Source organism: Mariprofundus ferrooxydans PV-1 (assembly GCF_000153765.1).
Classification (GTDB): Bacteria; Pseudomonadota; Zetaproteobacteria; order Mariprofundales; family Mariprofundaceae; genus Mariprofundus; species Mariprofundus ferrooxydans.
Window position 1 is genome coordinate 669,784 of the sequence record NZ_DS022294.1, and the last position, 25,070, is coordinate 694,853.

Below are 25,070 nucleotides of genomic sequence, written 5' to 3' on the forward strand. Positions count from 1 at the left end.
AGTTAGCTCACTCTGCTTTTTTGGCGATTTTCTTCAGGATATCTTTGGAATCGCCAAACGTGCACATGGCATCGCAGTGCTTCCGAAGATCGGAAAATAATATGTAATGCATATCCACATCCGTATGGGTTGCGCGCACAGATGGTCTCGCCATTAATAGCTGCAGCTCTTTTTCGCGCTTGTCCGGGATAACGATATATAGGGATGAGGCTGATGCCGGGAAAGAATGGTGCAAATCTATCATTCGCCCAATGCCTGAAGTGATGGTTGTGCATTTCTCCACCTCAAACGCAGCAGCCACGCGGTGGCTGTCCTTTTCAAACCAGAGCACATCAATCAGTCGAATAGTCTTAGCTGTCGCTTCGTTCACTGGCAATCTGGGAAAGACATGCATACTCATTGAACCCAACGTTATCCCTGCGTGACACCGGGAACGGTCATTGCTGGCGCAGATCACATCATAACCCAGCGCACTACCGATTTTGAGTAGATGGGCCTGCATCTCCGAATGCAGATTTCCCTGTTCGCCATCTTCTTCGACCTCTTTGCGCCGCTTACGAAGACTCTTTTCAACCTTTTCACGCTCAGCGTCAGTCAATGTATGCTCATTCCCGACCAACAGCTTATTGCTTCCGATATCGAACAACAGCCCGGCTATGGCTCCGAGATCGGAAGAAAGCAGGCTGCGATGCTGCTGATTCACCTCAAGCATCACTGCACGCATGGCGAGGTATTCAGACCATGAACCCAGCTTCCTCTTTTCGCCGAACAGGCGGTTAAACCCATTCACAATAGCTGTGTTGAATGGAGGCAACAGGGTCGGGTGCAGAAAATAGAGAATATTTGCTACAGCTGGTCCGAGCCCCTTAATATTCAGACCATCCAGCCGAATAATCTCCTTGAGCAGCTTTTCTTCATTTGTAGCCTTTAAACACCAGTCTAAAAAGGCTCCGAATGCACGCTTGTTCTGTTCGTTTTCATAAATATCGGGAATCCGGAGTTTTGGTTTCCAGTAAAATGGATGCGATGCCCCGGCAAATACCTGTTTCTGCTCGCTGATACAGGTGATGACAAATTCAAGCGATGATCCTTTGAAATCGTTCGGGAACGAATCATCGCGGATGTCGTCAACGACTTGTTGAACGCCCTTGCGAATGGAACGAAACGCCTTCAACCGCTCGTCATTATTTACAAACCATGTGTTGTAAACGGACTCGCCATCACGTTTATATCGTTCGATTACTGTTTTTATTGGCTGATTCATCAGAACCTACAACTTAGCATTTCGCAGCCTGAGGGCATTGGTAATCACCGACACCGATGAAAAACTCATCGCTGCAGCAGCGATGACTGGCGACAACAGCAGCCCGAACACCGGGTAGAGAACCCCCGCGGCGACCGGCACTCCGGCAGCATTGTAGATGAAAGCGAAAAACAGGTTCTGGCGGATGTTTCGCATCGTAGATCGAGAAAGTCGAACCGCGCGAACGATACCGCGAAGATCGCCCTTGATCAGGGTCACCCCTGCCGACTCCATCGCCACATCGGTGCCTGTACCCATAGCGATACCAACGTGGGCTTGCGCCAGCGCCGGCGCATCGTTGATGCCGTCACCGGCCATGGCCACGATCTTTCCCTCATCCTGTAGTTTTTTGACCACTGCCGCTTTCTGATCCGGCAACACATCAGCTTCAAAGCGATCAATGCCGAGTTTCTTCGCTACCGCCGCCGCCGTATTGCGATTATCTCCCGTCAGCATCACCACCTCAATGCCCTCGTCATGCAATTCCTTGATTGCATCCGGTGTAGAAGCCTTGATCGGGTCGGAAACGCCCAGCAGCCCTGCAAGTTCTCCGCCCACGGCAAGATACATGACCGTCTCACCGTCACGCTGGTGCTCCTCAACCTGCGCCTCTGCGGTAGCAGTATCAATGCCGCTATCCTGCATCAGTTTGGCATTGCCCAGCAGCACGGCTTTTCCTCCAAGCGTGGCGCTTACTCCTTTGCCCGTCACTGCCGCAAACCCTTTAACTGCTTTCGGTTCCAGTTTGCGCTCTTTCGCTCCGGCAACAATCGCCTCGGCCAACGGATGTTCGCTGGCCTTTTCCAGACTGGCCGCCATCTGCAACACCTGATCCTCGCTCAGTTTCCCCACAGCCTTGACGGTCGTCAGGGAAGGCCGGCCTTCGGTCAGCGTGCCGGTCTTGTCCACCACGACCGTATTCACCTTTTCCACGATCTCCAGCGACTCGGCATTCTTGATCAGCACGCCGGCGGTTGCGCCGCGACCTGTGCCGACCATGATTGAGATTGGCGTAGCCAGCCCAAGTGCACAGGGGCAGGCGATAATCAGCACGGCCACGGCATTGATAATTGCATGCGCCAGCCTCGGCTCGGGGCCGACAAAGAACCACACGGCAAAGGCGACCAGCGCTACACCGACCACGGCAGGCACAAAATAGCCGGCTACGGTATCGGCCATCTTCTGAATGGGCGCGCGTGAGCGCTGCGCCTCGGCCACCATGTTGACGATCTGGGCCAGCAAGGTTTCAGCGCCCACCTTCTCTGCCCGCATCAAGAGCGAGCCATTGCCATTGACGGTCGCCCCGATCAGCTTTTCTCCGGCAAACTTCTCTACCGGAACCGGTTCCCCCGAAACCATCGACTCATCGACATTGCTCTCGCCCTCGGTCACCACGCCATCCACGGGCACCTTTTCTCCGGGACGAATGCGCAGTACATCCCCCGGCTGCACATCCTCCAGCGGCACATCGGTCTCGCTTCCATCCTTCCCAACACGCCGCGCGGTTTTCGGCGACATGCCAAGCAGCAGCTTGATGGCTTCATTGGTGCGCGAACGGGCGCGCAACTCCAATACCTGCCCGAGCAGCACCAGTGCTGTGATCACGGCCGCCGCCTCGAAATAGACATCAACCAGCCCGCCCTCCATTTGCATAACTGGCGGGAACAGGCCTGGGGCAAGCAACGCAACCATGCTGTAAACCCATGCCACGCCGACACCCAAACCGATCAGCGTGAACATATTCAGATTCCAGGTAAGCACTGACTGCCAACCGCGCACAAAAAAGGGCCAGCCACCCCACAGAACCACGGGGGTAGCCAAGGCAAATTCTATCCACTGTACCGTACCCATGCTCAGACCGGAAGGCAGCCATGCCGGTGCCAGATCGGCGACCATGGCCAACAGAAAAACCGGCACCGCCAGCAGTACGCTGACCTTGAATCGACGGCTCATATCATCGAGTTCCGGATTCTCTTCATCGAGCGTCACCGTACGCGCCTCCAGCGCCATACCGCATTTAGGGCATGACCCCGGTTCATCGCTGACCACTTCCGGATGCATCGGGCATATATATTCGATTTTTCCACTGCTTACGGGAACACCCATCGGCTCAAGCGCCATACCGCATTTGGGACAACTGCCGGGGCCATCCTGTTCAATCTCAGGGTGCATCGGGCAGGTGTAGCGACCAGCACCTGTTTCGGTCGTCGCTTCGACAGCATGCCTCTCCTTGTTAATGTATTGAGACGGATCGTCAGAAAATTTTTGTAGGCACTTCTCGCTACAGAAACGATAGCTGTGATCAACATGTTTGGCTCGATGCGGTGATTCGGGTTTGACATGCATGCCACAGACAGGATCAATGGTGAACTGATCCGGCCCGGCATTGAATTTACCCTTACAACCGGCGCTGCAAAAATGCCATGTATGGCCGTCATATTCAGCTCTATGGGGAGAATTATCTTTGACGTTCATGCCACAAACCGGATCAATATTCATTGCTTGTCTCCTTGATCTTCATAGTTACTCTTCATTACAACATCTGCAGATGGCAAGGTAGTCGGAAAAATTATCCAGGAACAATGCCGCAAGTGTTGGGTCAAAATGTTTTCCTGTTTGTTCGGAAATATAGTTTTTTATTTTATCAATGGGCCAGACAGGTTTATATGGGCGCTTGGATATTAACGCATCAAAAACATCACAAAGACCCACAATGCGTCCTTCAATCGGTATTGAGTTACCATTTAACCCCTTCGGATAACCAGTACCATCCCACTTTTCGTGATGGGTTAATGAAATGGAACAGGCCATATTCATCAATTCAGATTGCAGGTTTCTGCCAATAATGTCGGCGCCAATTTCCGGATGTTGCTGCATTATGCGTCGTTCATTGGCATCCAGCGGTCCTTCTTTTAATAAAATATATTCGGGGATACCAATTTTCCCTATATCATGCATGGGTGAGGCCATTTCAATCAGCTGCGCATGCCTCATATCAAGCCCGGAAACCATCGCCAGACGTTTACAATAACTCGCCATTCTGGAGATATGTCCACCTGTCTCATTATCCTTGTACTCAGCAGCTCTGGACAAACATTGAATGGTTTCGCTTCGGATCAGTTCCAATTCTTTATTGCGTTCCTGAATGCGCGATAGTTGCATATCAATGTAGGTATCAGCATGTTGCAGAAAGCTCTGTTTGCACAGGTCTGAGCAAAATGCGTAAAGTACATTCTGGTGCTTGGTCGAATAATCTGAACCGGAAACTTCCATACCACACACAGGGTCAATCATCATGGTTTTCCATTCAGCCGTTTTGCGTTATAAAACGGGCAATCGTGATCCATGCCGAAATCACAGCGCTGAAAGTATTTGCTTCTGCCTTCAGATATGTGGGCATTTTCACAGGCTGCCAGTGAAGACAATAGTGATATTAATTTTTCAGGTTGAAACTGCTCAGTCAGCGAGTAACACAGTTGACTGGCAGCGAAGATGTGGTACTCATCATCGGATTTGCCGGTAATAATGGCAATTTTGAGCAATGGGTATGTTCTTCGGATTTCAATGGCCAGGTCATAACCGGACATCCCGGGCAGATTGACCTCACTCAATACAGCAATTGGTTGTGCAAACTCGGGATCCTTGAGGAACTGAAGATAGTGTTCGGCAAAGTCAAAACAACGAACATCATAACCGGCATCAGATATGATGGTTTCAAGAAGATCGCGCAGGCTTTTATCATCATGGATAAGGTGAAACATGTTATTCGCCATCAGTGTTTGTCTCCTTGCCGGTCATCGGTACAGGGGCAAACGGTATATCGGAGGATTTGCGATCCGCCGCCCATAAGCGGTAGATCTCATCGCTCCATAAACTCTGGAACCATGCGATGGCCGCCCGCTGCTCGGCTTCACTCAGGCTGCTCTTGAAACCCGGCATCTTGCCATCATACAGCGCACCACCCTGCTGTATGATCTCTACTAACAGTGGCAGCCGGTGATGCCAGGCATGGGCGCTGCCATTCAACGGCGGCGGCGGATAAGAACCATCAGGCAGACGCTGTTTCCAGTCTTTCACCAAACCCTGCGCCTGCAGTCCATGACACTGCGCGCAATTGTCGGCAAACACCCTGGCACCGAGTTCAACCTGCTCCGGCGAATACCAGCGCACCGCTTTATCCGACGACGACGCATTGCAGGCCGGCAGCGCGACCATGCACAGACACATAATCAGCAAATTCGTTCTAGACATCGGCCTGCCCCCTGGCGCAACGACACCAGGTACAGGTGCAGCCGGGATGAGTACAGTTTTCATTCTTGCGCTTGCTGGGCAGCATCCGGTCGGCCCATGGAAACAGCAGGCGCGTAAACCACTGTTCCCTATGCTGCTGGCCAAGCCAGCCGCGAACATCACGGCATTTGGTAAGATGCTCCAGAAACCGGACATAGCCTTTGTCTCCCAGCCGGGAAAACATATAACGATTGACGATGCCGGCCCGCATCCGTCCGCCCAGCACCTGCCGCCACATCTGATCATAGGCCAATGGTTGATCCCGTAGCCATGCTTGCGCAGCCAGATGACCCGAGATCATGGCATAGCGCATACCGAAACCCCACAGCGCATCCTGAAACCCGGCAGCCTCCCCGGCATAAAGAATCTTGCCCTTAATAGCAGATTTCGGATAACTGACATTGCCCAGCCCGCCGAAGCGTTTGGCATGCTCGCCCATTGAGAAGCCGAGGCGTTGCTGAAAGAACGCTACAGTTTTTTCAAGGTGAATATGTTCCCGGTGAAAATCATCATACATGCAACTGGCAAGGGTCGCATGGCCCTGATGAATCAGCAGATATGCATACCCTTTGGGTGCCAGATCATCCGAAAGCGCCGCGTAGGCTCCATCCTGCATATCGGTGTCAAACTGGTAGTCGGCGGCAATCACGTCTCCCGCCTTCGGACCTTCGGCGCAAATGCCGCCGTCTGGCAGCTTGCTGATACGGTCGCCAAACCTGATCTCAACGCCCAATTCCAGCGCCTGCCTTAGCAGGGCAGTGTCCAGGGAATCTGGCCCGCTGCCGCGATGTACCAGATAAAACAGCGGCACATCGCTGCTAAGATGGAACTCCCGCCCATCCGGCGAATAGGCGATCAGTTCGCGAAATGCAGTATGGGGAAAGTCCGGTTGAATGCCCATACTGGCCAGTTCGCCGAGGATGTCGGTACGGCTAGTCCAGTTTTCCTGACCCTGAAAGTCGCCATGGAAGCGGGATCCGACTGATGTTTTTCGCTCATGCACAATAGCTTGGCCGCCAGCCTTGGCGTACGTGATGGCTGCGGCAAGACCTGCCGGACCGGCGCCGGAAATATGCAGTACCGACCGTCTACCTGCTGTTTGTTTGACATTCAACAATGGCAGCCTCCACCCATACCAGGCGTAGCAGGAGGTAATACCTCTCCAAACAACGCTGATGGATTCAGCCGCAACGTTTCCAGATATGGCGCGAGCAGCTCCTCCGTCTGGCTTTTCGCTGCAGCCTGGACATCCGGACCATGCTCTGTTTGTGGCCATGGCAGTTCCGGCAGCGATGGTTCAAGCACCACAATCAACGCCTTGCAGCCGCAAGGGCAACGACGGAAGGTCAGCGGCAGGTCGGAGAGATACCACGGCCGGTTGCGGAACAATAGCGTGTCAATAATCTCCAGGATCGGCCAGCCATCCTGCTCGGTTGCATCGATGCCACGGAACCCCCTGGTGCGCGTCGCGACATGGTGCACGATCAACACATCCAGTTCATGGCGACAACATATTGCATCCGTCGGCCCCAGGTCTATGACGCCGCCATCGCAATAGAAGATCCCTTCGATCTCAACCGGCTGGTAGAGCAGCGGGACCGTAGAGCTGGCTGCAATACCCAGCGCCAGATCCCCTGCTGAAAACATCTGCTTTTCGCCGGTCGTCAGGCTGGTGGCTATCGTATGGAAAGGGATGCGGCATGCCTCGAACGAGTCAACCGCGATGTTGCGGCGACAGAAATCCAGGGCGTCATCCGTTGTCGCTATGCCGGTGAATGTTCTACCCCTGTGTAGCATCAGTTCCATAAGCGCGCGTCGCCATGAGCCCGGGCGCCAGAAGTGTTTCCGTTCCATATGCGCCAGTGCTTCCAGCCACTGCTCCAGCGGCGTGCCGCTGGCATGAATGCCGCCGACGAGCGCGCCCGCGCTGCATCCGGCTACCGCCGAAAGCTGGATATCCATGCCCGCCAGCGCCTGCATAAAACCGCTATGGGCATAGACGCCGCGCACGCCGCCAGCGCTCAATACAAGGCCTGTACGAATTGACTCCCCCATCAATCTAGCCTGCCGCGTCCATCTGCTCGTCGCAGAAACAGGACGGCCGCCTGAACTGATGCGTTTCGTAGTAGGTCAGCAGGAGGGAAACCAGCGTAACCGGATCGGCATCATAAATGATATGCGAACCGGTATCCTTGCCGAAGCTTGCAACAATAGCCGGCAGCTGACTGGTGATGCCTCCGGATCCTCGCAGGACGCCAATGAGTTTGCCTTCATCAAAGGCAATGGCAAATTCGCCTAGCGTGCCGGAACGTCCGCCGACTATGATCACCATGTCGCTGGAACGGATGTTTGTTACTTCGCGCCCCATCAGCCCGCTGCCCGTATAGATCAGCACATCATAGGCGTCGGCAGGAGAGTAATATTTATGCACATGCTCATCCAGGCTCAGGGCGGGCGAAATCCCTACGGATGTGCCGCCGGCTTCCCTAACCCCTTCAGCGCAAGCGTATGGCAGGCCGGGGCAGGCGCCGGTGATCAGGACAAGACCACGCTCGGCAATCGCCACACCCAACTGATACACCTGATCCTTGATATCATCATCCTGATTCGAATCCGCAGACCCCATCACGCCGACTGTCAGTCGCATGCCGGGCGCCTTGTTGAGAAATGCCTGAGGCCGTTCCCGGAATTTGTCACGGCACTCTTCGGAGCAGAAGTAATAACTGCGGCCGCCGAATTCGCTCATCGCTACGGCATGGCTGGGGGTGATCGTCATCAGGCAAACCGGGTCACGTATCATCAACACCTCCATTTAGCATGATGTTGTTCATGCGAATCAATGTCCTTTCATATCAACAGGCATATCCATCATCATGGACTGCTGATCCATCATCTGTTTCATCATCTGCCGCATCATGCCCATGCCTGCTTGCATTTTGTCCATGCGCTTTTCCATGGGCATCGAGGCTCCGCTGCTGCCTTTACCGCCCATCATACCCATATTGCCCATCATGCCCTGCATTTTATCCATGGCCTTGCGCATTTCCCGCATATGCTCTTGCATGAGACTGCGGCGCTGCTTAGCGCTCTTTGCCTGTGAATACTGTTGCGCTGTTGCATGCATCTTATCCATGTGAGGCTGCATTCCCTGCATTTGCATCATGCCCATGCCATTATTACATGGCTGTGCAGCAACGGCAGCACCGGATTTCCCTGCCGCTGAATCAGACGAATGATGTGCTTGCTCGGCAAATGCCGGTGCTGCGGCGATGCTCAGGGCGAATATACTAACGATCAGACTATGTTTCATGGTTTGCTCCTTTGTAATAAATTACGGCTGTTGGCTTATCCATCCTCCAGTCCGATGACAATCAGGCGCGTCAGTGCCTGATTCATATGTGCGGGGCTCCATGCCATCCACATTGCAGAATCACTGCCCTTGCTCTGCGTGTTCATCACTCTTTTCGTTTTTGCAACTGCATGGCCGGGATGCGCGGACGGCAAACACATTATACAGTGGCACCCAAATCAGGGCCGCATACCAGCCGTAGCCATAGGATTCGATCAGTCCGATGAAAAAGCTGCTCCAGTTGATACCGGTAAATCCCGGCAGCAGCTTTTGCCAAACTGTAAACATCGCATGCTCGGGCAACAGCACATCAAACGCGACGCATAGCGCAAAGGTGATGGCCAGAAACAGGCTGGTGGCGTGGCCGAATGCGGCAAGAGCAATTTTAGTATTCATACATCCTCCTCATTTACGTTGGAACGCTCCACGAGCTGACGCCATTGGCCCATACGTGGAAAAAACATCGGCACCTGCCGTTGATAAGCGCGGTATTCCTTACCGAACTGTTCGACCACCCGTTTCTCTTCGCTGCGCGCTAACAAAAAGTAGACCAGCACGATGACGGGAAACAGGCCCACCGAAAACAGTGTCGGCCAATGCACCACGCCCTCGCCGAAGAGTCCGATAAACAGTCCTGTATACTGAGGGTGCCGCACCAGGGCATACAAACCTGTTGTTGCCAGCCTGCCCTGCCGGTGCGCACGATAGAGTTCTCGCCAACCTTGAATGAACAGGCCGATACCAACAAACAGGAACGCATAGCCCAGCAGCATCGAAATCATCATGCCTGTCTCTCCAATGCCGAGCAGCGAGGACCAGAGGTTGGCGTTGAGATTGTGTTTATCCAGACCGAAAAAACGCACCAGCAGGTAAATGGTGAGCGGAAATCCATACATCTCCGCATACAGCGCAATAATGAATGCCTGCACCACCCCCGCACTCGCCCACTCACGCCAGGTTTTCGGAGCCAAATAACGATAAAGCACCCATGACGCCAGAACGATCATGATTGCGGCAATGCCCCAGGCTCCGGAATGCGCAATACCTTCAGTCATAGTAAACTCCTCTTTTATTTCGCTCTTTGGCTGTCACCGGCCCGCTCTTGTGCAGGCTTAAGACTGCTTAATCCCGTGCTGGCGGTGATGCCGAATGTACTTTTCAGGCTCCGACTCGAACGCCTCCCGACAGCTCGTGGCGCAGAAATAGTAGATCTTCCCCTGATATTCGAGTTCATCACTGGCGGTTATGCGGCTGACCTCCATGCCGCAAACCGGATCCTTGAAGTTTCGTTCGTTGCTTTGATGTTTCATCGCTGCCTCCTTAGAGATTTAGAAATATCTTGTCATGGCTCAACCCGCGCACAGATCGAGAGTGGCGACATCAATCGCCGGATCTCTGTTTATTGGCCAGCGCAAAGCACTCTTCTTGCCACATACAACCCTCCTGATCGCAGATGCCGTCAAAAGCTGTGGCGAAACAGTCAAAGTTGCCTTCGGCGCGCTGAATGTTGTGCACCAGATCAATCTTGCCGATGCGACCGGTTTTTAAACCCATATCTTTGGCTTTGCTTCGGATGATGTTGATATGCATTGTCGTCCTCCTTGATTATGCCGGTTTGCTACCGGTGTAGTGATAGTGAAACTTGTCAACGGATATACGCATCGGATGCATAACGGCGCATCATGCGGTGGCTGTTGAAAATGGACGCATTCTTGCTGATAGCCCTTTGCATAACGGAAATCCAGCCGTCTCTGTCTTCGTGATATAGAGGCAACACCACCTCATCAAGCTTGCGGTAGAGGGAGATCGCATCCTCACCATTGTCCGACTCATCATTGTTACCCACAGCCCAGCCGGTTACCCCCTCGATACAGCCCTCGACCCACCAGCCATCCAGCACGGAGAGATTCGGCACCCCGTTAAACGCGGCTTTCATGCCGCTGGTACCGGAGGCCTCGAAAGGTCTGAGCGGCGTGTTCAACCAGACATCGGAGCCCGATACCAACTTGAAGGCAATGTCCATGTCGTAGTTGGGCAAAAACACGATCGGGATGGCATCCGCCAGCTCCCGTATATGCTCGTGCAGCAGCTGGATCATCTGCTTACCCGCCTCATCCCGTGGATGGGCCTTGCCGGCAAGCACTATCTGGAACGGCCGACGCCGGGCAATCTCACGCAGGCGGGCAAGATCATGAAACAGCAGATCTGGGCGCTTGTAGGCAGCCATGCGGCGGGCAAATCCGAGTATGGGCAGTTCCGCATCGAGTGTGATGCCGCACCGCTCCTGGATCAGGGCGATAAGCGCTTTCTTGGCCTCAACATGCGCTTGCCAAAGATCATCCTTGGGGATACAGCAATCGGCACGTACCAGCTGCTCCGACTCATGGCACCAGCCGGGAAAATGTGCATCGTACAGCTTGCGCAACGGGATGGACGCCCATGTGTGCGGATGGACACCGTTGGTGATGGCGCGCACGCGATAACCGGGAAACATCCTGCGTGACACCTCGGCATGGCGCTTGGCCACGCCATTGACATAATCACTCATATTCATCGCCAGACTGGTCATATTGAGTTGATCCCGGCCGGCCAGGCCTTTCAGGGTTTCACTGTCAACGAAATCATCCAAAATACGGGAGACAAGATCATAGGGGAATTTATCCTGCCCGGCTTCAACCGGCGTATGGGTGGTGAAATTGCACAGCTCGCGCACACTGGGCACATCATACGGCGATTCCCCCTGCCGCAGATCAGCAGCAGGGTAGGCATGGCGGCGCAGCAATTCGAGAACGAGCAGGGCGGAGTGTCCTTCATTCAAATGATACTGCCGTACATTGAAATCGAGAGCATTCAATAATCTTACGCCGCCGATGCCAAGTACGATCTCCTGTTTGAGGCGGTAGCACGCATCGCCGCCATAGAGGCGGTCGGTGATTTGACGATCTTCCGCCGTGTTTTCATCCAGATCAGTATCAAGCAGGAGAACCGGTTGCCGACCGCCCATGTGACCTTCCAGGATGTATAGCCATCCGCCCACCCATACATCGCGGTTTTCAATGGTCACCGCAACTTTCGCGGGCAGCGGGGCCGCATATTTTTCCGGCGCCCATGGATCAGCTTGTTCCTGCTGCCCGCCATGATCGTCTATCGACTGGCGGAAATAGCCGAGCCGGTGTACCAGCGTGATCGCCACCATGGGCATCTCCAGATCGGCGGCCGAGCGCAACGTGTCGCCGGACAATACGCCAAGACCGCCACTGTAGGTGGGAATGTCATTCTGCAGCGCAATCTCCATCGAGAAATAGGCGATGCGCTCGTTGCGGATGAACTCTTTCAGCATGGCTTGGGTCTCCTTTGCGCAGGCATGTTCACACATCATTGACCTCCTTGGCTTGATAGATGTCCTCTCGGCGCAGCGGTATGGACAACGGCTGCTGTGCATGTCCTGCCAGCACCTGAAACAGGCCGGAACTGCCCAGTTCGAAATAATAAGCGCTCCCGGCCATGTAGAGCTCCCATACCCGAAAGCTTGGCTCACCCACAATCGCCACAGCCTGCGCCCGCCGGTTCTTCAGCGTCTGAACCCAGCGGCGCAAGGTCAATACGTAGTGACGCCGCAGGCCCTCTACGTCAATAATCTCGAAGCCGGCGTCCTCCATCGCGGTAATCACCTGACTGATGCGCGCCAGTTCGGCATCCGGAAATACGTAACAGTTCATAAATCGGGTAACAGGTGTATTGCGCCAACCGGTATCATTGGTAATACCGTGATTGAGAAACAGCCCTCCGGGCTTGAGCAGCTGTTTGACCGTTCCAAAATAGCCGGGGAAGTTCTTGACCCCGATGTGTTCGAACATACCCACGCTTACGATCCGGTCATAGCCGATATCACCCGGGAGATCCCTGTAATCGCGCAATTCGATCGTCACGCTTTCTTGCAGCCCCTCCTTTTTAACCCGCTCCACGGCAAAGTCATATTGCTGCTCGCTCAGCGTAATGCCATACACATGGACATCGTAGTTGCGCGCAGCCCAGCAGGCGAGCGCGCCCCAGCCACAGCCGATATCCAACATGGATTGACCCGGAACCAGTCGCAGCTTGCGGCAGATATAATCCAGTTTGTTTTGCTGCGCCGAGCACAGATCCTGATCGGGATCATCGAAATAGGCGCAGGAATAGACCATCTCCGGATCCAGCCACAAGCGGTAAAATTCATTTGAAACATCGTAATGGTGGGCGATACTGCTCTGGCAGTTGCGCTGCCTCTTTTCTGCAGCGCGCACAGCAGAAGCTTCCTTTTCTATCGTTGCAACCGGAATACGCAGCGCTTCCCGCATCAATCGGAAACGCAATGACAACGACAGTTCGAGCTCCTGCAGGTAATCGCTAATGCCGAGCAGCAGCTCCATATCGCCTTCCACGTCAACATATCCGCCCAGATACGCCTCAGCCAGGCGGATCACATCCTGATGCAAAACAAGATCCCGCAACGGTGCCGACCGTCTGAAGATAACGCGGCATGGGCTGGCTTCATCGCCGATCACCGTTTCACCGGTCCATAAAGCCGCTGCCACCGGCCCGCTGTAAGCATCCAGCAGCGTATGAAGAATAACTCTGGCAGCCACCGTTGCTGCCAGCGGCTCGGTTGCTGTCATGGCCGCACTTGCAGGCAGATCATGACTGGTGCTCATGATCCGCCTGACTTATGTGCTTGTTGATAAACAGCGTCGGTTGGCCGTCAAACTGATCCAGGCATTTTCGCGAACAGAAGCGGTAAAGGTTGCCCTCGTGCATCACCCCATAGCCTTTTTTCGGATCAACCTCCCTGCCGCACACCGGGTCGATGAATTTGCCCTGAGCCGTATCGTTTTTTACTGCATGGTCACCGTGACCATGCACCATATGAGCACCGCAGCCAAAACGCATCATCACATAAAACAGCAATGCGAAGACGATAAGCGAGCCTAATCCTTCCATATTCTACCTCCTTGGCTGGTCATGATAATAAAGGCCAGATACTGGGGATGACAGATGAGGGCATAGATGCCGGAATTGACCAGCAGCAGCGTCCACAGGCCATAATCATAGGAAACGGCAGGTGCGGTCATCAGCCTATCGCCTCGCTATCCAGCAGGAAGCAGGAAGCAGGTCATGTCATCATGAGAGATATTCAGGCATCGCACAATAACCTCCGGTCTGTGTCTGTCCGTGGGGTAGTATAGAGGGTTGGTGTAACACACAGGTCAAGTATCCATCGCATCAATGAGTCGACAAATCGAGCCCTCGTCCGGCATGCCATCTTCCATGCTCTGCCACTGACTGTCTGCCAGCTCCATCCGATCCTGTAATGCCAGCAGTTCATCTATGCGCTGACGGTTTTCTTCGATGCGTCGCCGGATGATTGCCCTCACCCGTGGGCAGGGGGAATCCCCGGCCTCCGCATCGGCGAATACATCGGTGATTTCAGCCAGCGTAAAGCCGAGCGACTTGGCGCGGCAAATAAATCGCAAGCGGTCGACATCCAGCATAGAAAACCGGCGATAACCATTCACCGGATCGCGAACAGGGCGTAGCAACCCGGTTCGTACATAATAACGTACCGTATCCGGTGTGACGTTGACTGCCGTAGCCAAACCCTTGACCGTCATCATACCCAGACCTCAGTCAGCACTATCGACACACGGTTCGGATCGGGTGCGGATGTGATAGAATTGTTCTACCGGCAGGATGCCTACGATGCCATCACCGGACATGCCGGTATGCGCCGCGTCCATAATACAGCGGGCAATCGCATTCGCCTCGGACGTCTGGCAGAAGATTTCGATGCGGGCATGACGGCATGTCATGTCATGCCGGTAAAAGTTATGATATTCACCGTAGCCGCGCACCTGAGTGACGCTGAGTCCGGAAACGTGCATGGCATTCAGCGCTTTTTCTACCTCTTCCAGTTTCTCACTTATGATAATAGCCATCACTTTTTTGTATTTCATGTCCTGCTCCCTATCCCTTTGCCGGTGGTTTATTGCAGCAGGCGGCATCGCCTGTTGCCAGATTATCAAGCTCATTTTCTTCGGTGTATTGAACCCAGCCGCGCTTGAGCCGTGCGGCCCAGCCGCTGCCAAGTGCCGCGCCTGCATCGGCCAACGCCCGCTCCATCTGTTCGGCCGTCGCCTCCAACAGATCGTATGTGATGGCGACATCACGGCCATTCACCTCCACATCCCTGACGCCCATCATTTGCTTCATAGTCTGGATCAGTTGCGCCTGCATCTCTCCCTCAATGACCTGATCCAGAGAAAACGACCTTCGCTTGATGATCTCCCGACCGGCAGACTTTGCCGATTGTCTGCCCAGATACAGCTGCGGACGGGCGATAAAGTTTTCCCTGCACTGAGGGGTGCAGAAGTAATATTCAATGCCGGTATGTTCAGCATGAACCGTTGAATCTTTCGCATCCATGCCGCAAACCGGGCAGGTATGTTCTTCCATATGCATCAATTGCATGACTAGCCTCCATCACTGTTTTTGTTTTTCGCGGGCAGGCAAAATCCCTGCGGCTCCACGCCGAGTGCTGCGTTGAACTTGCTCGACATATTCTGAAAGGCAATCAGCCCTGTTAACTCGATTATAGCATCGTCATCAAAGTAGCGGCGCAATGCCGTGAAAAGATTCTCACCCGGCTGTTGATCGGAGCATGTTACCGCCTCGGCATAGACCAGCGCCGCCTGCTCGCGCGCGCTGAACAAACCGCTTTCCCGGAACTCGGTCAGTTTATCGAATTTTTCTCTCTCCACCCCGCGCTTGAGCACCGTGGCTGAATTGATGTCCACACAAAACCTGCACCAGTTGATCTGGGAGACGCGCACAGTGACCAGTGATCGCAGCGCGGGTTCCAGCGGTGATGAACGCCGATCCAGAGCCCCGTACAGCAGGGCCAGCGAGCAGAACACCCGAGGCGTGCGCCCCCACAAACGCGCCGGCTCCAGTACCTGCCCGTAGCGCCGTCTCTGGTTCCAAAAGAACAAGCGCACATACCACGGGAAGCGGTAATCAGTGGGCGTTGTGATTGCGCTCACTGGATATAGCCCTCAGCCTGTAGATAATGGTTATCGAGGCTGTTCATTTCAAACTTCCGGCGATGGCCCGGGCTCAAAAAAGCCGCAGAAAGGCGCACGCGCATACCAGCCCGTCATTTCAAGCAGCAAAATGATAAATACGCCGACCAGTGACGCCAGCAGCAAGCCGGCTGCCGGGCCGAACAGCCACATGACGCTCGCTTCGGCTGTCTCCCCTCCCATGATCACGGTACGAAAACCCATCAGAATCCAGGCCACCGGATAGACCAGCGCGCCAATGCCAAAGGTCCATGCCAACGCTTTTTTCCAAACGCTCTTCACGGTTGTAAAAGCGACAATCAGCAATAGCCCTGTGACAAGGATGCCCAACCCCATCCAGTGAATATGGCCGCGCAGCAGTCGCTGCATGGCATCCATGGCCGGGCTGCCGGTGTGGGAATGCTGATGCAGGGCATCGGGCTCTCCGCTGTGGTGGTCTGATTCAGCGCCGTGCATGTTCATCCCCGTTTCCTGGGCCATCAAAGCAGATTCCTGCTTCTCGAATCCGCCGTGAAGTTGCTCATGGTGGGTCGCCAGATAGCCGGCCCACGATATACCCAGAATCATCGCGGCTATAGCCATCAGCAATCCATGTCGTACAGGTCGGATGACCGCCCATATCACGGCACGCATAGCGCCGGTTTCAATGCCTGTCGATTGAGGACTCATTTATTCGCTCCCTGCGCCTGATAGTCAATGCCACCAAAATGCTTGACGCCATCCGCCGTTTTGAACAGCAGCATCAACTGATGCTTGCCGGGGTGATCCAGGTTGTAGCCGGCCATATACCAATCGCCCATTTTCTTCAGCATTTTGGACTCTGATTTTCCATTGGGATGCACCACCTTGGAATTGGCCACGAGATTCGTTACTGCCTTTCCGCCCTTTTCAAATTTGATCATTACATTGTGACTCGGGGCATCCTGCCCCTCGCCCGAATGGTGACTGGCTCCATGCTTCATTCCCGCCATGGCTTTCATGATGTGAAAACTGACGGTGTAGCCGTCTATTTCCTTTTTGACCATAAAAGCACCCTTGGCGACTGCCATACACGGGTTTTCCATATCGACATGCATGCTATGCATCGAACAAGGATTGACTTTATCCATAGGCATAGCGCCATGCATATTCTCGCCGGCCATGGCCGGCTGGCTCATCGCCACTGCCAGTAGCGTGCTTAATACCAAGCTTGTCTTCTTCATATGATTCCTCCTGCTTTCAATGTTTTCTCTTCAGCTTTCATTACGTCTATCGCGCGCCGGGAGTGCCGGCGCTTGACTGCTCCGGGATTTTTCCGGTGTTATAAATAGTATTCAGAATACGGACGGTTATTGGCGAAGCCCAAGGGAATCCACCCATGATTTTTTCCAAATAGACACCGCGCCGGTTGATGATGAATGTCTCGGGATACTTGAACACGCCCAGCTGCGGCCCTGCCAGCTGCTTACCGCCTTTATCCCAGTAAATCGGAAAGGAGACATGCTTCTCTTCGATAAATTTGCGCACATCTTCTGCCTGATTATCCGCCGCCAGACCAACCACTATGAACTTATTGGCTGGCAGCAGACGGGAGAGTCGGATCAGATCCGGCATCTCCTTGCGACATGGCGGACACCATGTCGCCCACACATTTAAAATAATCACTTTGCCGGCAAACAGGTTGTGACTATCCACCAGCTTGCCATCCAATGTACCCATCTTGAATATCGGCATCGCCTGACCCTTGACCGGCAGCGCTTTGCCGGAGCTATCCGGATCAACCGAGCACGCGGCCAACAAGCCAGCCAGCAGCATAAGCCCGATGATTCGTGTCATGCAGCGTAGCATGGCTTAATACCGGTGAAACACAGTGGTAGTTCCATCCTTGTCAAAGGCCAACACATCATAATCCTGCGGCGGCTGACCAACGCTCTGCATACCTGGTGATTTCATCGGCATGCCCGGTGCGGTCAGCCCGATGACATTGGCCGGGCGCTCCTTCAGCAGCCGCTCGACATCGGCAGCAGGGACATGGCCTTCGATCACATAACCATTCACAATGGCTGTATGGCAGGATGCCAGTTTATCGGTGATGCCGTACTTCGCCTTGATCACATCCATATCATCACGCTTGTTCACCGTGACGCTAAAACCATCCTTGCGCATGTGCTCGGCCCAACCGCTACAGCATTCACAGGCGGGGGATTTGTACATCACAACTTCATGATTCATTTTCGCAACCTGCGTTCCACTGCCTTCAGCTATAGCGACAGCACTGGTAGAGCCGAACATCACACTTACCAGGGCTAACATCCAAGTGCATTTATATAGTTTCATACGGTCTCCTTATCTTTCTTGATAATTTGTTTTTCCCTGAACTGCAGAAGCATGCCGTAGATCACCGGCAGCACGACCAGGCACATGAGCGTTGTTGTGACCATGCCGCCGATCATCGGAGCCGCGATACGTTGCATTACATCGGAGCCTGTACCGCCACCCAGCATGATCGGCACCAGCCCTGCAATCACCGCCGTGGCGGTCATCGCAATCGGCCTTACGCGCTTGGCAACACCGGCCTGCACTGCGGCGCGCAAAGCATCCGGCGCCAGTTTTCCGCCTGCATCCTCACGCCTGAGCGCCACCTCCTGATCGATAAAGGTCAGCACCAACACACCAATTTCGGCCGCCACGCCGGCCAGCGCAATAAATCCGACAGCTACCGCCACGCTGAGATTGAAGCCCAGCCACCATACCAGCCAGAAACCGCCGATCAGTGCAAACGGCACCGACAACATCACCACCACCGGCGCCATCAGATTGCCGAAGTTGAAGTAGAGCAGCAGAAAGATCAGCAACAGCGTAGCCGGAATAACAATACGCATTTTAGCTGCTGCCCGCTGCATGTACTCAAACTGACCGGACCACTCCAGCGTATAACCTGCCGGTATCTTTACCTGATCATGAATCGCCTGTTTGGCCCGGGCTACATAACCGCCGATATCGCTGGAGCTGATATCCACATAGACCCAGGCATTGGGACGCGCATTCTCGCTCTTGATCACTGGTGGCCCCCGGTGCACACCGATCTCTGCTACGGCAGCCAGCGGTATCTGCGCCCCGGTCGGTGTCGGTATCAATACACGTTTCAGTGCATCAGGGTCACTGCGGTAATCACGCGGATAGCGCAGGTTAACCGGATAACGCTCCAGTCCCTCCACCGTTTGCGTCACATTCATACCGCCAATGGCCGACTGGATCACATCTTCGATATCACCGATGGTCAATCCGTAGCGCGCTGCCTTATCGCGCTGGATATCGATATCCAGATAATAACCGCCGGCTGCACGGTCACTGAAGGCCGAAGTTGTCTCCGGCAGCGTTTTGACCGCACGCTCTATCTGCATGCCGACGTCCTGCAACACATTCAGATCCGGTCCCGACACCTTGATGCCGATCGGCGTCTTGATGCCGGTGGAAAGCATGTCGATGCGTGTCTTGATCGGATACGTCCAGGCATTGGCCAGCCCCGGAAACTTGATGGCAGCATCCATCTCCTTCATCAAGGCTTGCGTGGTTTTTTCCGGATTGGCCCAATCCTTCTTCGGCTTCAACCGAATAATGGTTTCCACCATGGCCAGAGGCGCGGCATCGGTAGCTGTATCCGCGCGTCCGATTTTGCCAAAGACGGATTCAACTTCCGGAAAGGTTTTCAGTATCTTGTCCGTTTGCTGCAATAGCTCTTTGGCCTTGGTAATTGAGATACCGGGGAAGGTGGTCGGCATATAGAGAATATCACCTTCATCCAGCGGCGGCATAAACTCAGAGCCAATTTTCGCCAACGGCACAGCCATCGAAAACAGCAGGGCAATGGCAATCAGTATCGTCACCCACTTATGCCGTAAAGCAGCTGCCAGTGTTGGCCCGTGCATCCATTGCAGCGCGCGGTTTACCGGATTCTTCTCCTCCGGCATCACCTTGCCGCGAATAAACCAGCCCATCAGCAGCGGCACCAGGGTCACCGCCAGCAGGGCAGACCCCAGCATGGCGTAGGTCGCGGTGAAGGCCAGCGGCTTGAACAAACGGCCCTCCTGCGCTTCCAGCGTGAAGATGGCCATATAGGACACAGTGATGATCAGCAACGAGAAAAACAGCGCCGGGCCCACTTCTCTGGAGGCCCGGCCAATCGCCGCCCAGCGCTCGTTGATGCTCAGTACACTACCCTTAACGTGCTCCGACTGCTCCAGATGCTTGTGGGCATTTTCAATCAGCACAATCGCGCCATCCACCATCGCACCCAGCGTAATCGCGATACCGCCAAGACTCATGATATTGGCGGCCAGTCCCTGCCACTGCATCAGCATAAAGGCGATCAACACACCCAGTGGCAGCGTGATAATGGCCACTAGGGCTGAACGTGCATGCATCAGGAACAACATGCAGACGAGCGAAATAACCAGAAACTCCTCAAACAACTTGTCCTTGAGGTTTTCCACCGCACGCTCAATCAGGCCGCCACGATCATAGGTAGGCACGATTTCCACGCCTTCGGGCAGACCGGACTTCAGCTCTTCCAGTTTTTTGCGTACAGCTTCAATGGTGGTCAACGCATTTTCGCCGTAACGCATAATGATCACGCCGCCGGCTACCTCTCCTTCACCATTGAGCTCGGCCAGTCCACGGCGCAATTCAGGCCCCAGATGCACATGCGCCACGTCGCGCAGCAATATCGGGGTGCCATGCGCATCCACCCCTACCGGAATGGACTCCAGATCAGGAATTCCTTTCAGATAACCCTTGCCGCGCACCATGTATTCGGTTTCACCCATTTCAATCAGGCGTCCGCCAACATCGTTATTGCTGCGCTTGATGGCATTCCTGACCCTGGCCAGAGGAATGCCATATTCGGCCAGCGCATTGGGATCGACTTCCACCTGATATTGCTTCACAAAGCCGCCAATGGAGGCGACCTCGGATACGCCGCGTACCGTTTGCAGCGCATAACGCATATACCAGTCCTGAATGGAGCGTAGCTCGGCCAGATCATGCTTGCCGGATTTGTCGACCAGCGCATATTCATACACCCAGCCCACACCGGTGGCATCCGGCCCCAGTGTCGGCGTAACGCCATCAGGCAGACGCCCGGCCACGTAGTTCAGATATTCCAGCACGCGCGAGCGCGCCCAGTACATATCCGTACCATCATCGAAGATGATATAGACGACGGAAAACCCGAAGAATGAGTAACCGCGCACCACCTTGGAGTGCGGCACAGCCAACATCGCAGTGGTCAGCGGATAAGTGACCTGATCCTCGACCACCTGCGGCGCCTGACCGGCATATTTGGTGAATACAATCACCTGCACATCGGAGAGATCGGGAATGGCATCAAGCGAGATATTTTTCACAGCAAAAGCGCCGGCAGCGATGAGCAGGCCGGTGAAGATAAGCACGATTAACTTGTTGCGCAGGCTGGCATCAATGATTTTCGCGATCATGGCTGGCTCCACCTGTGAAAGTGAGAAAATTCAAAATCCTTTACTGGCCATGCCTGCGCATCCATGCGGCTGCGGCATGTGTGCATCCTGCACGTCACTGCACGCATAAAGGACGCAGAGAAGAATTTGCTTTTACTTGTGCTCATCTGTACCTCCCTCCATGCTCATGCCTTGCATTTTCTCTCCGTTCATCTGCATCCCCTTCATATCCATGTGATTCGGGGCATCCTGCCCCTCACCTTTCATGTGACCTTTGGTCATCCCATTTGGCTCTCCTGCCGAGTGGTAATCCATGGACATGCCCTGCATGTTCATGCCTTCCATGTCCTGACCGGCACTCCCACTGCCTTGTGGTGAGGCCATTGTCTTTGGTTCAACCATTTTGGCGGCGGCTTCGCGGATGGAGGATTCCGAGTCGATCAGGAACTGACCGCTGGACACCACCAGCTCACCGGCTTTCACGCCATCCAGAATCTCAACCTGTCCTTCGGCACTGGTGCCTGTTTTGACCGTACGTGGCTCAAAACGCCCGGGCCCGACCTGAACAAACAGATGGGCCTGTTTACCTGTAATCAGCACCGCTTCTCTCGGCACATAGATGCCGGGCTTGCTGGTGGATGAGGCGATAGCGACATCGCCGAACATATCCGGCTTGAGTGCGCCATCGCGATTATCAAACTCGATGCGCACCTTGTTGGTCCGTGTTTTGGGATCCAGGTAAGGATAGATATAAGTAATCTTGCCGGTGAACGTACGACCGGGCATCGAAGCAATACTCAGACTGGCCGAATCCCCCACTTTGACCCAGGGAATCTCATACTCATACAAATCGGCCAGCACCCATACGCGGGACAGATCGGCGATCTGATACAGCTCGGTCGCAGGCGTGACACGCGCTCCATCGCGTACGCCTATTTTTGTCACGATACCGGCTGCCGGTGCATGGATGTGCATGTTTTTCAGTACCTTGTGCGTGCGCTGCAGAGCCCGAATCTGGTGCTCCGGCACATCGAAAAAGCGCAGCCGATCCAGCGATGAGTCGAGCAGACGTTTTGCGCCTTCACGGATGTCCTTATACTGGCTGGCTTTCAGTTGCTCCCAGTTGGCCAGTGCAAGCAGGTATTCCTCCTGTGTCGCCACCAGTTCCGGCGCGTAAAAGGAGAGTAACATCGTGTTCTCCTTGACACTCTCACCGGTTTTATCGACAAACAGCTTGTCCACCCAGCCATCCACCTTCGGATGCAGGGTCGTCAGGCGCGTCTCATCAAAGGTAACACGCCCCACTGTGGTAACCTCACGCGACAGATTTTTTTGCACTGCTTTGGTGACGCGCACGCCGATATCCTGTGTTACAGTCGGATCAATCTTCACCGTGCCGGCCGGGCCACCGGCGCCTTCATCAGCACAGACGGGAATGTAATCCATGCCCATTGAATCCTTGGCCGGCGCCGGACTGGTCACCGACGGATTCATAGGATTGCGCCACATCAGCGGCTGCGCTCCTCCGGCACATGGACCATCAGCCCTGGCACTTGCTTTCGGCGAACGATCGTCCTTTTCACCCTGTTGGCCGCCGAAAATAAAATACCCGCCAGCCAGGCCGATCGCGACGGCTGCACTGATCCCTAGTAGGTTGTTTTTATTCATAATTATTATCACCTTTGTTTAAATCTTCTTTGCCGGCTGCAGCAGCCAGGCGCGCTTCGGCCTGTCGGGCCATCGACACCTGCTGCCAGTACTGGATATCGGTGTTGAATTCATTAAGTTGGGCGCGCACCAGGTTGAGAAAATCCACCTTGTTGACCTGATAACCGGCCAGCATTGATGCCGTGGTCTGACGCGCCTGTGGCAGAATGCCCTGCTCAAACAGGGTTAGCTGCTTACGGGCAATGCGTAGGTCCGATGCAGCAGCGTCAATCTCTGCATCCACCTGATTGGCCGCGTCCTGCCATGAAAACTCGGCTTTTGCCTTTTCAGCCATGCGCTGATCCACCGCCTTATCCTGCTTGCTGCCGGTGTAGAGCGGCAGCGACATGCTCAGCATCAGCGAAGCCATATCGGGCCGTGGCTGACGGTTGGTCGTGCCGGAGCGAAAGCCATACACTGCGCCCAGCTTGAAGTCGGGGTAATAATCCTTTTGCGCCAACGCCACCATGCTGTCTGCAGCCAGCACCTGATCGTTCATCGCCAGCAACATCGGACGATGCTCTCTGGCCCAGACTTTAAGTGCGGCGGTATCCGGTCTTTGCACACTGATATTCGTCTTCGCTTTACCGGCCAGTGCGATGGGGGTGGCAGCTGCGCGCCCAAGCAAGGCATTCAGCGTTGCTGATTCGCTGTTCTGTGCAGCCTGCAGCTTTAATTCCTGCTCCAGTAATTTGGAGAGTTCCAGTTGCGCCAGCAGCACATCCTGCTGCAGACCCTTGCCCGTCTTGTATTTGGTTTCAGCAATACGAACCAGATTGCGTAACAGGCTCTGGTTCTGGCGCACAATGGACAGCGCCTTATCCAGATATGCCAGATTCCACCAGTGGATGCGGGTATTGCGCAACAACACCAGCTTGAATTCCTGCTGGTTCTGCAGAGCTGCTGCAGCCATATGTTCTGCAGCTTCTGATTTCAGTCCAAGTTTGCCTGGAAAGGGGATTGCCTGCGAAAACCCCAGTTGCAACTGGGTCATCGCCTCCTGCGTGGTGGAAAATGAATCCACCGGCAGGTTCATCGCATTAAACGATAATGTGGGGTCAGGCAGACTGCCCGCCTGTGACGGAATGGCTGCCATGGCAGCTGCATTTTTAGTGGCAGCGGCGAGGGCCGGGTTATGCTTGATTGCCAGCACTTCGGCCTCTGACAGGCTTAAACCATCAGCCCATGCCATGGATAAATTTGGAACGGTGGCCAGCACCGTATACGCCAGCATACGCCGGACTTTTTGCGGGACATGCATAGAAACACGCCTCCTGCTAGAGATTCGCGCCATGCTGAAATGCACACAGCAGACGCACCCCCGACTCACAAGAGTGGTGGTATCAGCAGAAGGGTTTGATTAAATTCGGATGCGTTGGCTGGTTGTATAAAGAAGGGTGGATGAGCGCGGTGGCCCGGTCGGAGTGCGCACGGTAAACAGGCCGCTGAAGTCATTCCATGTCGGGGCTGCAGGTTCGATCAATAAAGCCGGCAACACTAATGCTATATGTGCAAAGGAGGAGGACAGATTCGACAACTCATCCGGCTGATCACAATGATAGCAACTACCCGAGTGATTCGAGGCATGATGCCCGTTCTCGGCTTTGGCACAGTGACCATCAACGTGGGCTGCTGTGTGTACTGAATGCACGCCAAGCATTGTCATCGCATGCGCTTCCGGCGTCAACATACAGAAGCCAGTGACTACAATTTGCAGCGCAAACAAACCCGCCATCAGGCGAGAGAGACCACGGAGATGTAGTTTATGCCTCAACATAGGCCGCACCATACTCATCCAAACATGAAAACACAATGAAATGAAACCGCGTAAATTCCCACTCAGAATCTCTCCG

29 protein-coding genes are annotated in these 25,070 nt (G+C 54.4%); all 29 read right to left on the reverse strand.

All coding sequences use genetic code 11. The features are described 5' to 3' along the window. Positions 1 to 7: 7 nt before the first annotated feature. Entirely contained in the window at positions 8 to 1,264 is a 1,257-nt protein-coding gene (locus SPV1_RS03080) for a hypothetical protein (protein WP_009849635.1), read from the reverse strand. A gap of 6 nt (positions 1,265 to 1,270) precedes the next feature. Continuing rightward, positions 1,271 to 3,802 (reverse strand): heavy metal translocating P-type ATPase, encoded by a 2,532-nt coding sequence (locus tag SPV1_RS03085; RefSeq protein ID WP_009849636.1) that lies wholly within the window; start codon positions 3,800 to 3,802, stop codon positions 1,271 to 1,273. Positions 3,803 to 3,826: 24 nt separating this feature from the next. Next, complete coding sequence (locus SPV1_RS03090) at positions 3,827 to 4,600, reverse strand: HD domain-containing phosphohydrolase (protein ID WP_009849637.1); 774 nt, start codon at positions 4,598 to 4,600, stop codon at positions 3,827 to 3,829. Continuing rightward, entirely contained in the window at positions 4,597 to 5,076 is a 480-nt protein-coding gene (locus SPV1_RS03095) for a response regulator (protein WP_009849638.1), read from the reverse strand. The genes SPV1_RS03090 and SPV1_RS03095 overlap by 4 nt, the downstream gene beginning before the upstream one ends. Beyond that, on the reverse strand, positions 5,066 to 5,554 hold the full coding sequence (locus SPV1_RS03100; protein WP_155806618.1) for a c-type cytochrome: 489 nt from the start codon (positions 5,552 to 5,554) through the stop codon (positions 5,066 to 5,068). The genes SPV1_RS03095 and SPV1_RS03100 overlap by 11 nt, the downstream gene beginning before the upstream one ends. After that, entirely contained in the window at positions 5,547 to 6,707 is a 1,161-nt protein-coding gene (locus SPV1_RS03105) for an NAD(P)/FAD-dependent oxidoreductase (protein ID WP_009849640.1), read from the reverse strand. The genes SPV1_RS03100 and SPV1_RS03105 overlap by 8 nt, the downstream gene beginning before the upstream one ends. Beyond that, positions 6,704 to 7,648: a patatin-like phospholipase family protein gene (locus tag SPV1_RS03110; RefSeq protein WP_009849641.1), complete on the reverse strand. Its 945-nt coding sequence runs from the start codon at positions 7,646 to 7,648 to the stop codon at positions 6,704 to 6,706. The genes SPV1_RS03105 and SPV1_RS03110 overlap by 4 nt, the downstream gene beginning before the upstream one ends. 4 nt (positions 7,649 to 7,652) lie before the next feature. Next, positions 7,653 to 8,393: an SLOG cluster 4 domain-containing protein gene (locus tag SPV1_RS03115; RefSeq protein ID WP_050754705.1), complete on the reverse strand. Its 741-nt coding sequence runs from the start codon at positions 8,391 to 8,393 to the stop codon at positions 7,653 to 7,655. Positions 8,394 to 8,429: 36 nt separating this feature from the next. Next, positions 8,430 to 8,903: a hypothetical protein gene (locus tag SPV1_RS13895; RefSeq protein WP_009849643.1), complete on the reverse strand. Its 474-nt coding sequence runs from the start codon at positions 8,901 to 8,903 to the stop codon at positions 8,430 to 8,432. Between the two features lie 120 nt (positions 8,904 to 9,023). Then, complete coding sequence (locus SPV1_RS03125; protein WP_009849645.1) at positions 9,024 to 9,338, reverse strand: DUF5676 family membrane protein; 315 nt, start codon at positions 9,336 to 9,338, stop codon at positions 9,024 to 9,026. After that, positions 9,335 to 9,997, reverse strand: a complete 663-nt coding sequence (locus SPV1_RS03130; protein WP_009849646.1) for a methyltransferase family protein — start codon at positions 9,995 to 9,997, stop codon at positions 9,335 to 9,337. The genes SPV1_RS03125 and SPV1_RS03130 overlap by 4 nt, the downstream gene beginning before the upstream one ends. A gap of 57 nt (positions 9,998 to 10,054) precedes the next feature. Continuing rightward, positions 10,055 to 10,252 (reverse strand): YHS domain-containing protein, encoded by a 198-nt coding sequence (locus tag SPV1_RS03135; RefSeq protein ID WP_009849647.1) that lies wholly within the window; start codon positions 10,250 to 10,252, stop codon positions 10,055 to 10,057. Positions 10,253 to 10,322: 70 nt separating this feature from the next. Continuing rightward, positions 10,323 to 10,532 carry a hypothetical protein gene (locus SPV1_RS03140; RefSeq protein ID WP_009849648.1) on the reverse strand — a complete coding sequence of 70 codons (210 nt, stop codon included), beginning with the start codon at positions 10,530 to 10,532 and terminating at the stop codon, positions 10,323 to 10,325. Between the two features lie 55 nt (positions 10,533 to 10,587). Next, the gene (glgP, locus tag SPV1_RS03145; protein ID WP_040881638.1) at positions 10,588 to 12,282 is read right to left on the reverse strand and encodes an alpha-glucan family phosphorylase; all 1,695 of its coding nucleotides are present in this window, start codon (positions 12,280 to 12,282) and stop codon (positions 10,588 to 10,590) included. 28 nt (positions 12,283 to 12,310) lie between these two features. Continuing rightward, positions 12,311 to 13,633, reverse strand: coding sequence for a class I SAM-dependent methyltransferase (locus tag SPV1_RS03150; protein WP_009849650.1), 1,323 nt, complete (start codon positions 13,631 to 13,633; stop codon positions 12,311 to 12,313). Beyond that, positions 13,617 to 13,919, reverse strand: a complete 303-nt coding sequence (locus SPV1_RS03155) for a YHS domain-containing protein (protein ID WP_009849651.1) — start codon at positions 13,917 to 13,919, stop codon at positions 13,617 to 13,619. The genes SPV1_RS03150 and SPV1_RS03155 overlap by 17 nt, the downstream gene beginning before the upstream one ends. Next, the gene (locus tag SPV1_RS14255) at positions 13,907 to 14,050 is read right to left on the reverse strand and encodes a hypothetical protein (protein WP_009849652.1); all 144 of its coding nucleotides are present in this window, start codon (positions 14,048 to 14,050) and stop codon (positions 13,907 to 13,909) included. The genes SPV1_RS03155 and SPV1_RS14255 overlap by 13 nt, the downstream gene beginning before the upstream one ends. 135 nt (positions 14,051 to 14,185) lie before the next feature. Then, positions 14,186 to 14,593: a MerR family transcriptional regulator gene (locus tag SPV1_RS03160; protein WP_009849653.1), complete on the reverse strand. Its 408-nt coding sequence runs from the start codon at positions 14,591 to 14,593 to the stop codon at positions 14,186 to 14,188. A 9-nt stretch (positions 14,594 to 14,602) separates the two neighbouring features. Next, a complete protein-coding gene (locus SPV1_RS03165) occupies positions 14,603 to 14,932 on the reverse strand; it encodes a P-II family nitrogen regulator (protein WP_009849654.1) in 330 nt (109 codons plus the stop codon). 10 nt (positions 14,933 to 14,942) lie between these two features. Then, positions 14,943 to 15,446 carry a YHS domain-containing protein gene (locus SPV1_RS03170; RefSeq protein WP_009849655.1) on the reverse strand — a complete coding sequence of 168 codons (504 nt, stop codon included), beginning with the start codon at positions 15,444 to 15,446 and terminating at the stop codon, positions 14,943 to 14,945. Between the two features lie 2 nt (positions 15,447 to 15,448). Continuing rightward, positions 15,449 to 16,018: a carboxymuconolactone decarboxylase family protein gene (locus SPV1_RS03175; protein WP_081441960.1), complete on the reverse strand. Its 570-nt coding sequence runs from the start codon at positions 16,016 to 16,018 to the stop codon at positions 15,449 to 15,451. Between the two features lie 48 nt (positions 16,019 to 16,066). Next, positions 16,067 to 16,726 carry a hypothetical protein gene (locus SPV1_RS03180; protein ID WP_009849657.1) on the reverse strand — a complete coding sequence of 220 codons (660 nt, stop codon included), beginning with the start codon at positions 16,724 to 16,726 and terminating at the stop codon, positions 16,067 to 16,069. Further along, entirely contained in the window at positions 16,723 to 17,259 is a 537-nt protein-coding gene (locus SPV1_RS03185) for a hypothetical protein (protein WP_009849658.1), read from the reverse strand. The genes SPV1_RS03180 and SPV1_RS03185 overlap by 4 nt, the downstream gene beginning before the upstream one ends. A 46-nt stretch (positions 17,260 to 17,305) precedes the next feature. Continuing rightward, on the reverse strand, positions 17,306 to 17,872 hold the full coding sequence (locus tag SPV1_RS03190; RefSeq protein ID WP_009849659.1) for a TlpA family protein disulfide reductase: 567 nt from the start codon (positions 17,870 to 17,872) through the stop codon (positions 17,306 to 17,308). Between the two features lie 15 nt (positions 17,873 to 17,887). Next, positions 17,888 to 18,349 carry a DUF411 domain-containing protein gene (locus SPV1_RS03195; RefSeq protein WP_009849660.1) on the reverse strand — a complete coding sequence of 154 codons (462 nt, stop codon included), beginning with the start codon at positions 18,347 to 18,349 and terminating at the stop codon, positions 17,888 to 17,890. A gap of 20 nt (positions 18,350 to 18,369) precedes the next feature. Beyond that, the gene (locus tag SPV1_RS03200; protein ID WP_009849661.1) at positions 18,370 to 21,531 is read right to left on the reverse strand and encodes an efflux RND transporter permease subunit; all 3,162 of its coding nucleotides are present in this window, start codon (positions 21,529 to 21,531) and stop codon (positions 18,370 to 18,372) included. A gap of 132 nt (positions 21,532 to 21,663) precedes the next feature. Further along, positions 21,664 to 23,178 carry an efflux RND transporter periplasmic adaptor subunit gene (locus tag SPV1_RS03205; protein ID WP_009849662.1) on the reverse strand — a complete coding sequence of 505 codons (1,515 nt, stop codon included), beginning with the start codon at positions 23,176 to 23,178 and terminating at the stop codon, positions 21,664 to 21,666. After that, a complete protein-coding gene (locus SPV1_RS03210) occupies positions 23,171 to 24,478 on the reverse strand; it encodes a TolC family protein (protein ID WP_009849663.1) in 1,308 nt (435 codons plus the stop codon). The genes SPV1_RS03205 and SPV1_RS03210 overlap by 8 nt, the downstream gene beginning before the upstream one ends. Positions 24,479 to 24,577: 99 nt before the next feature. Further along, positions 24,578 to 24,952 (reverse strand): hypothetical protein, encoded by a 375-nt coding sequence (locus tag SPV1_RS14260; protein WP_009849664.1) that lies wholly within the window; start codon positions 24,950 to 24,952, stop codon positions 24,578 to 24,580. Between the last annotated feature and the right edge of the window lie 118 nt (positions 24,953 to 25,070).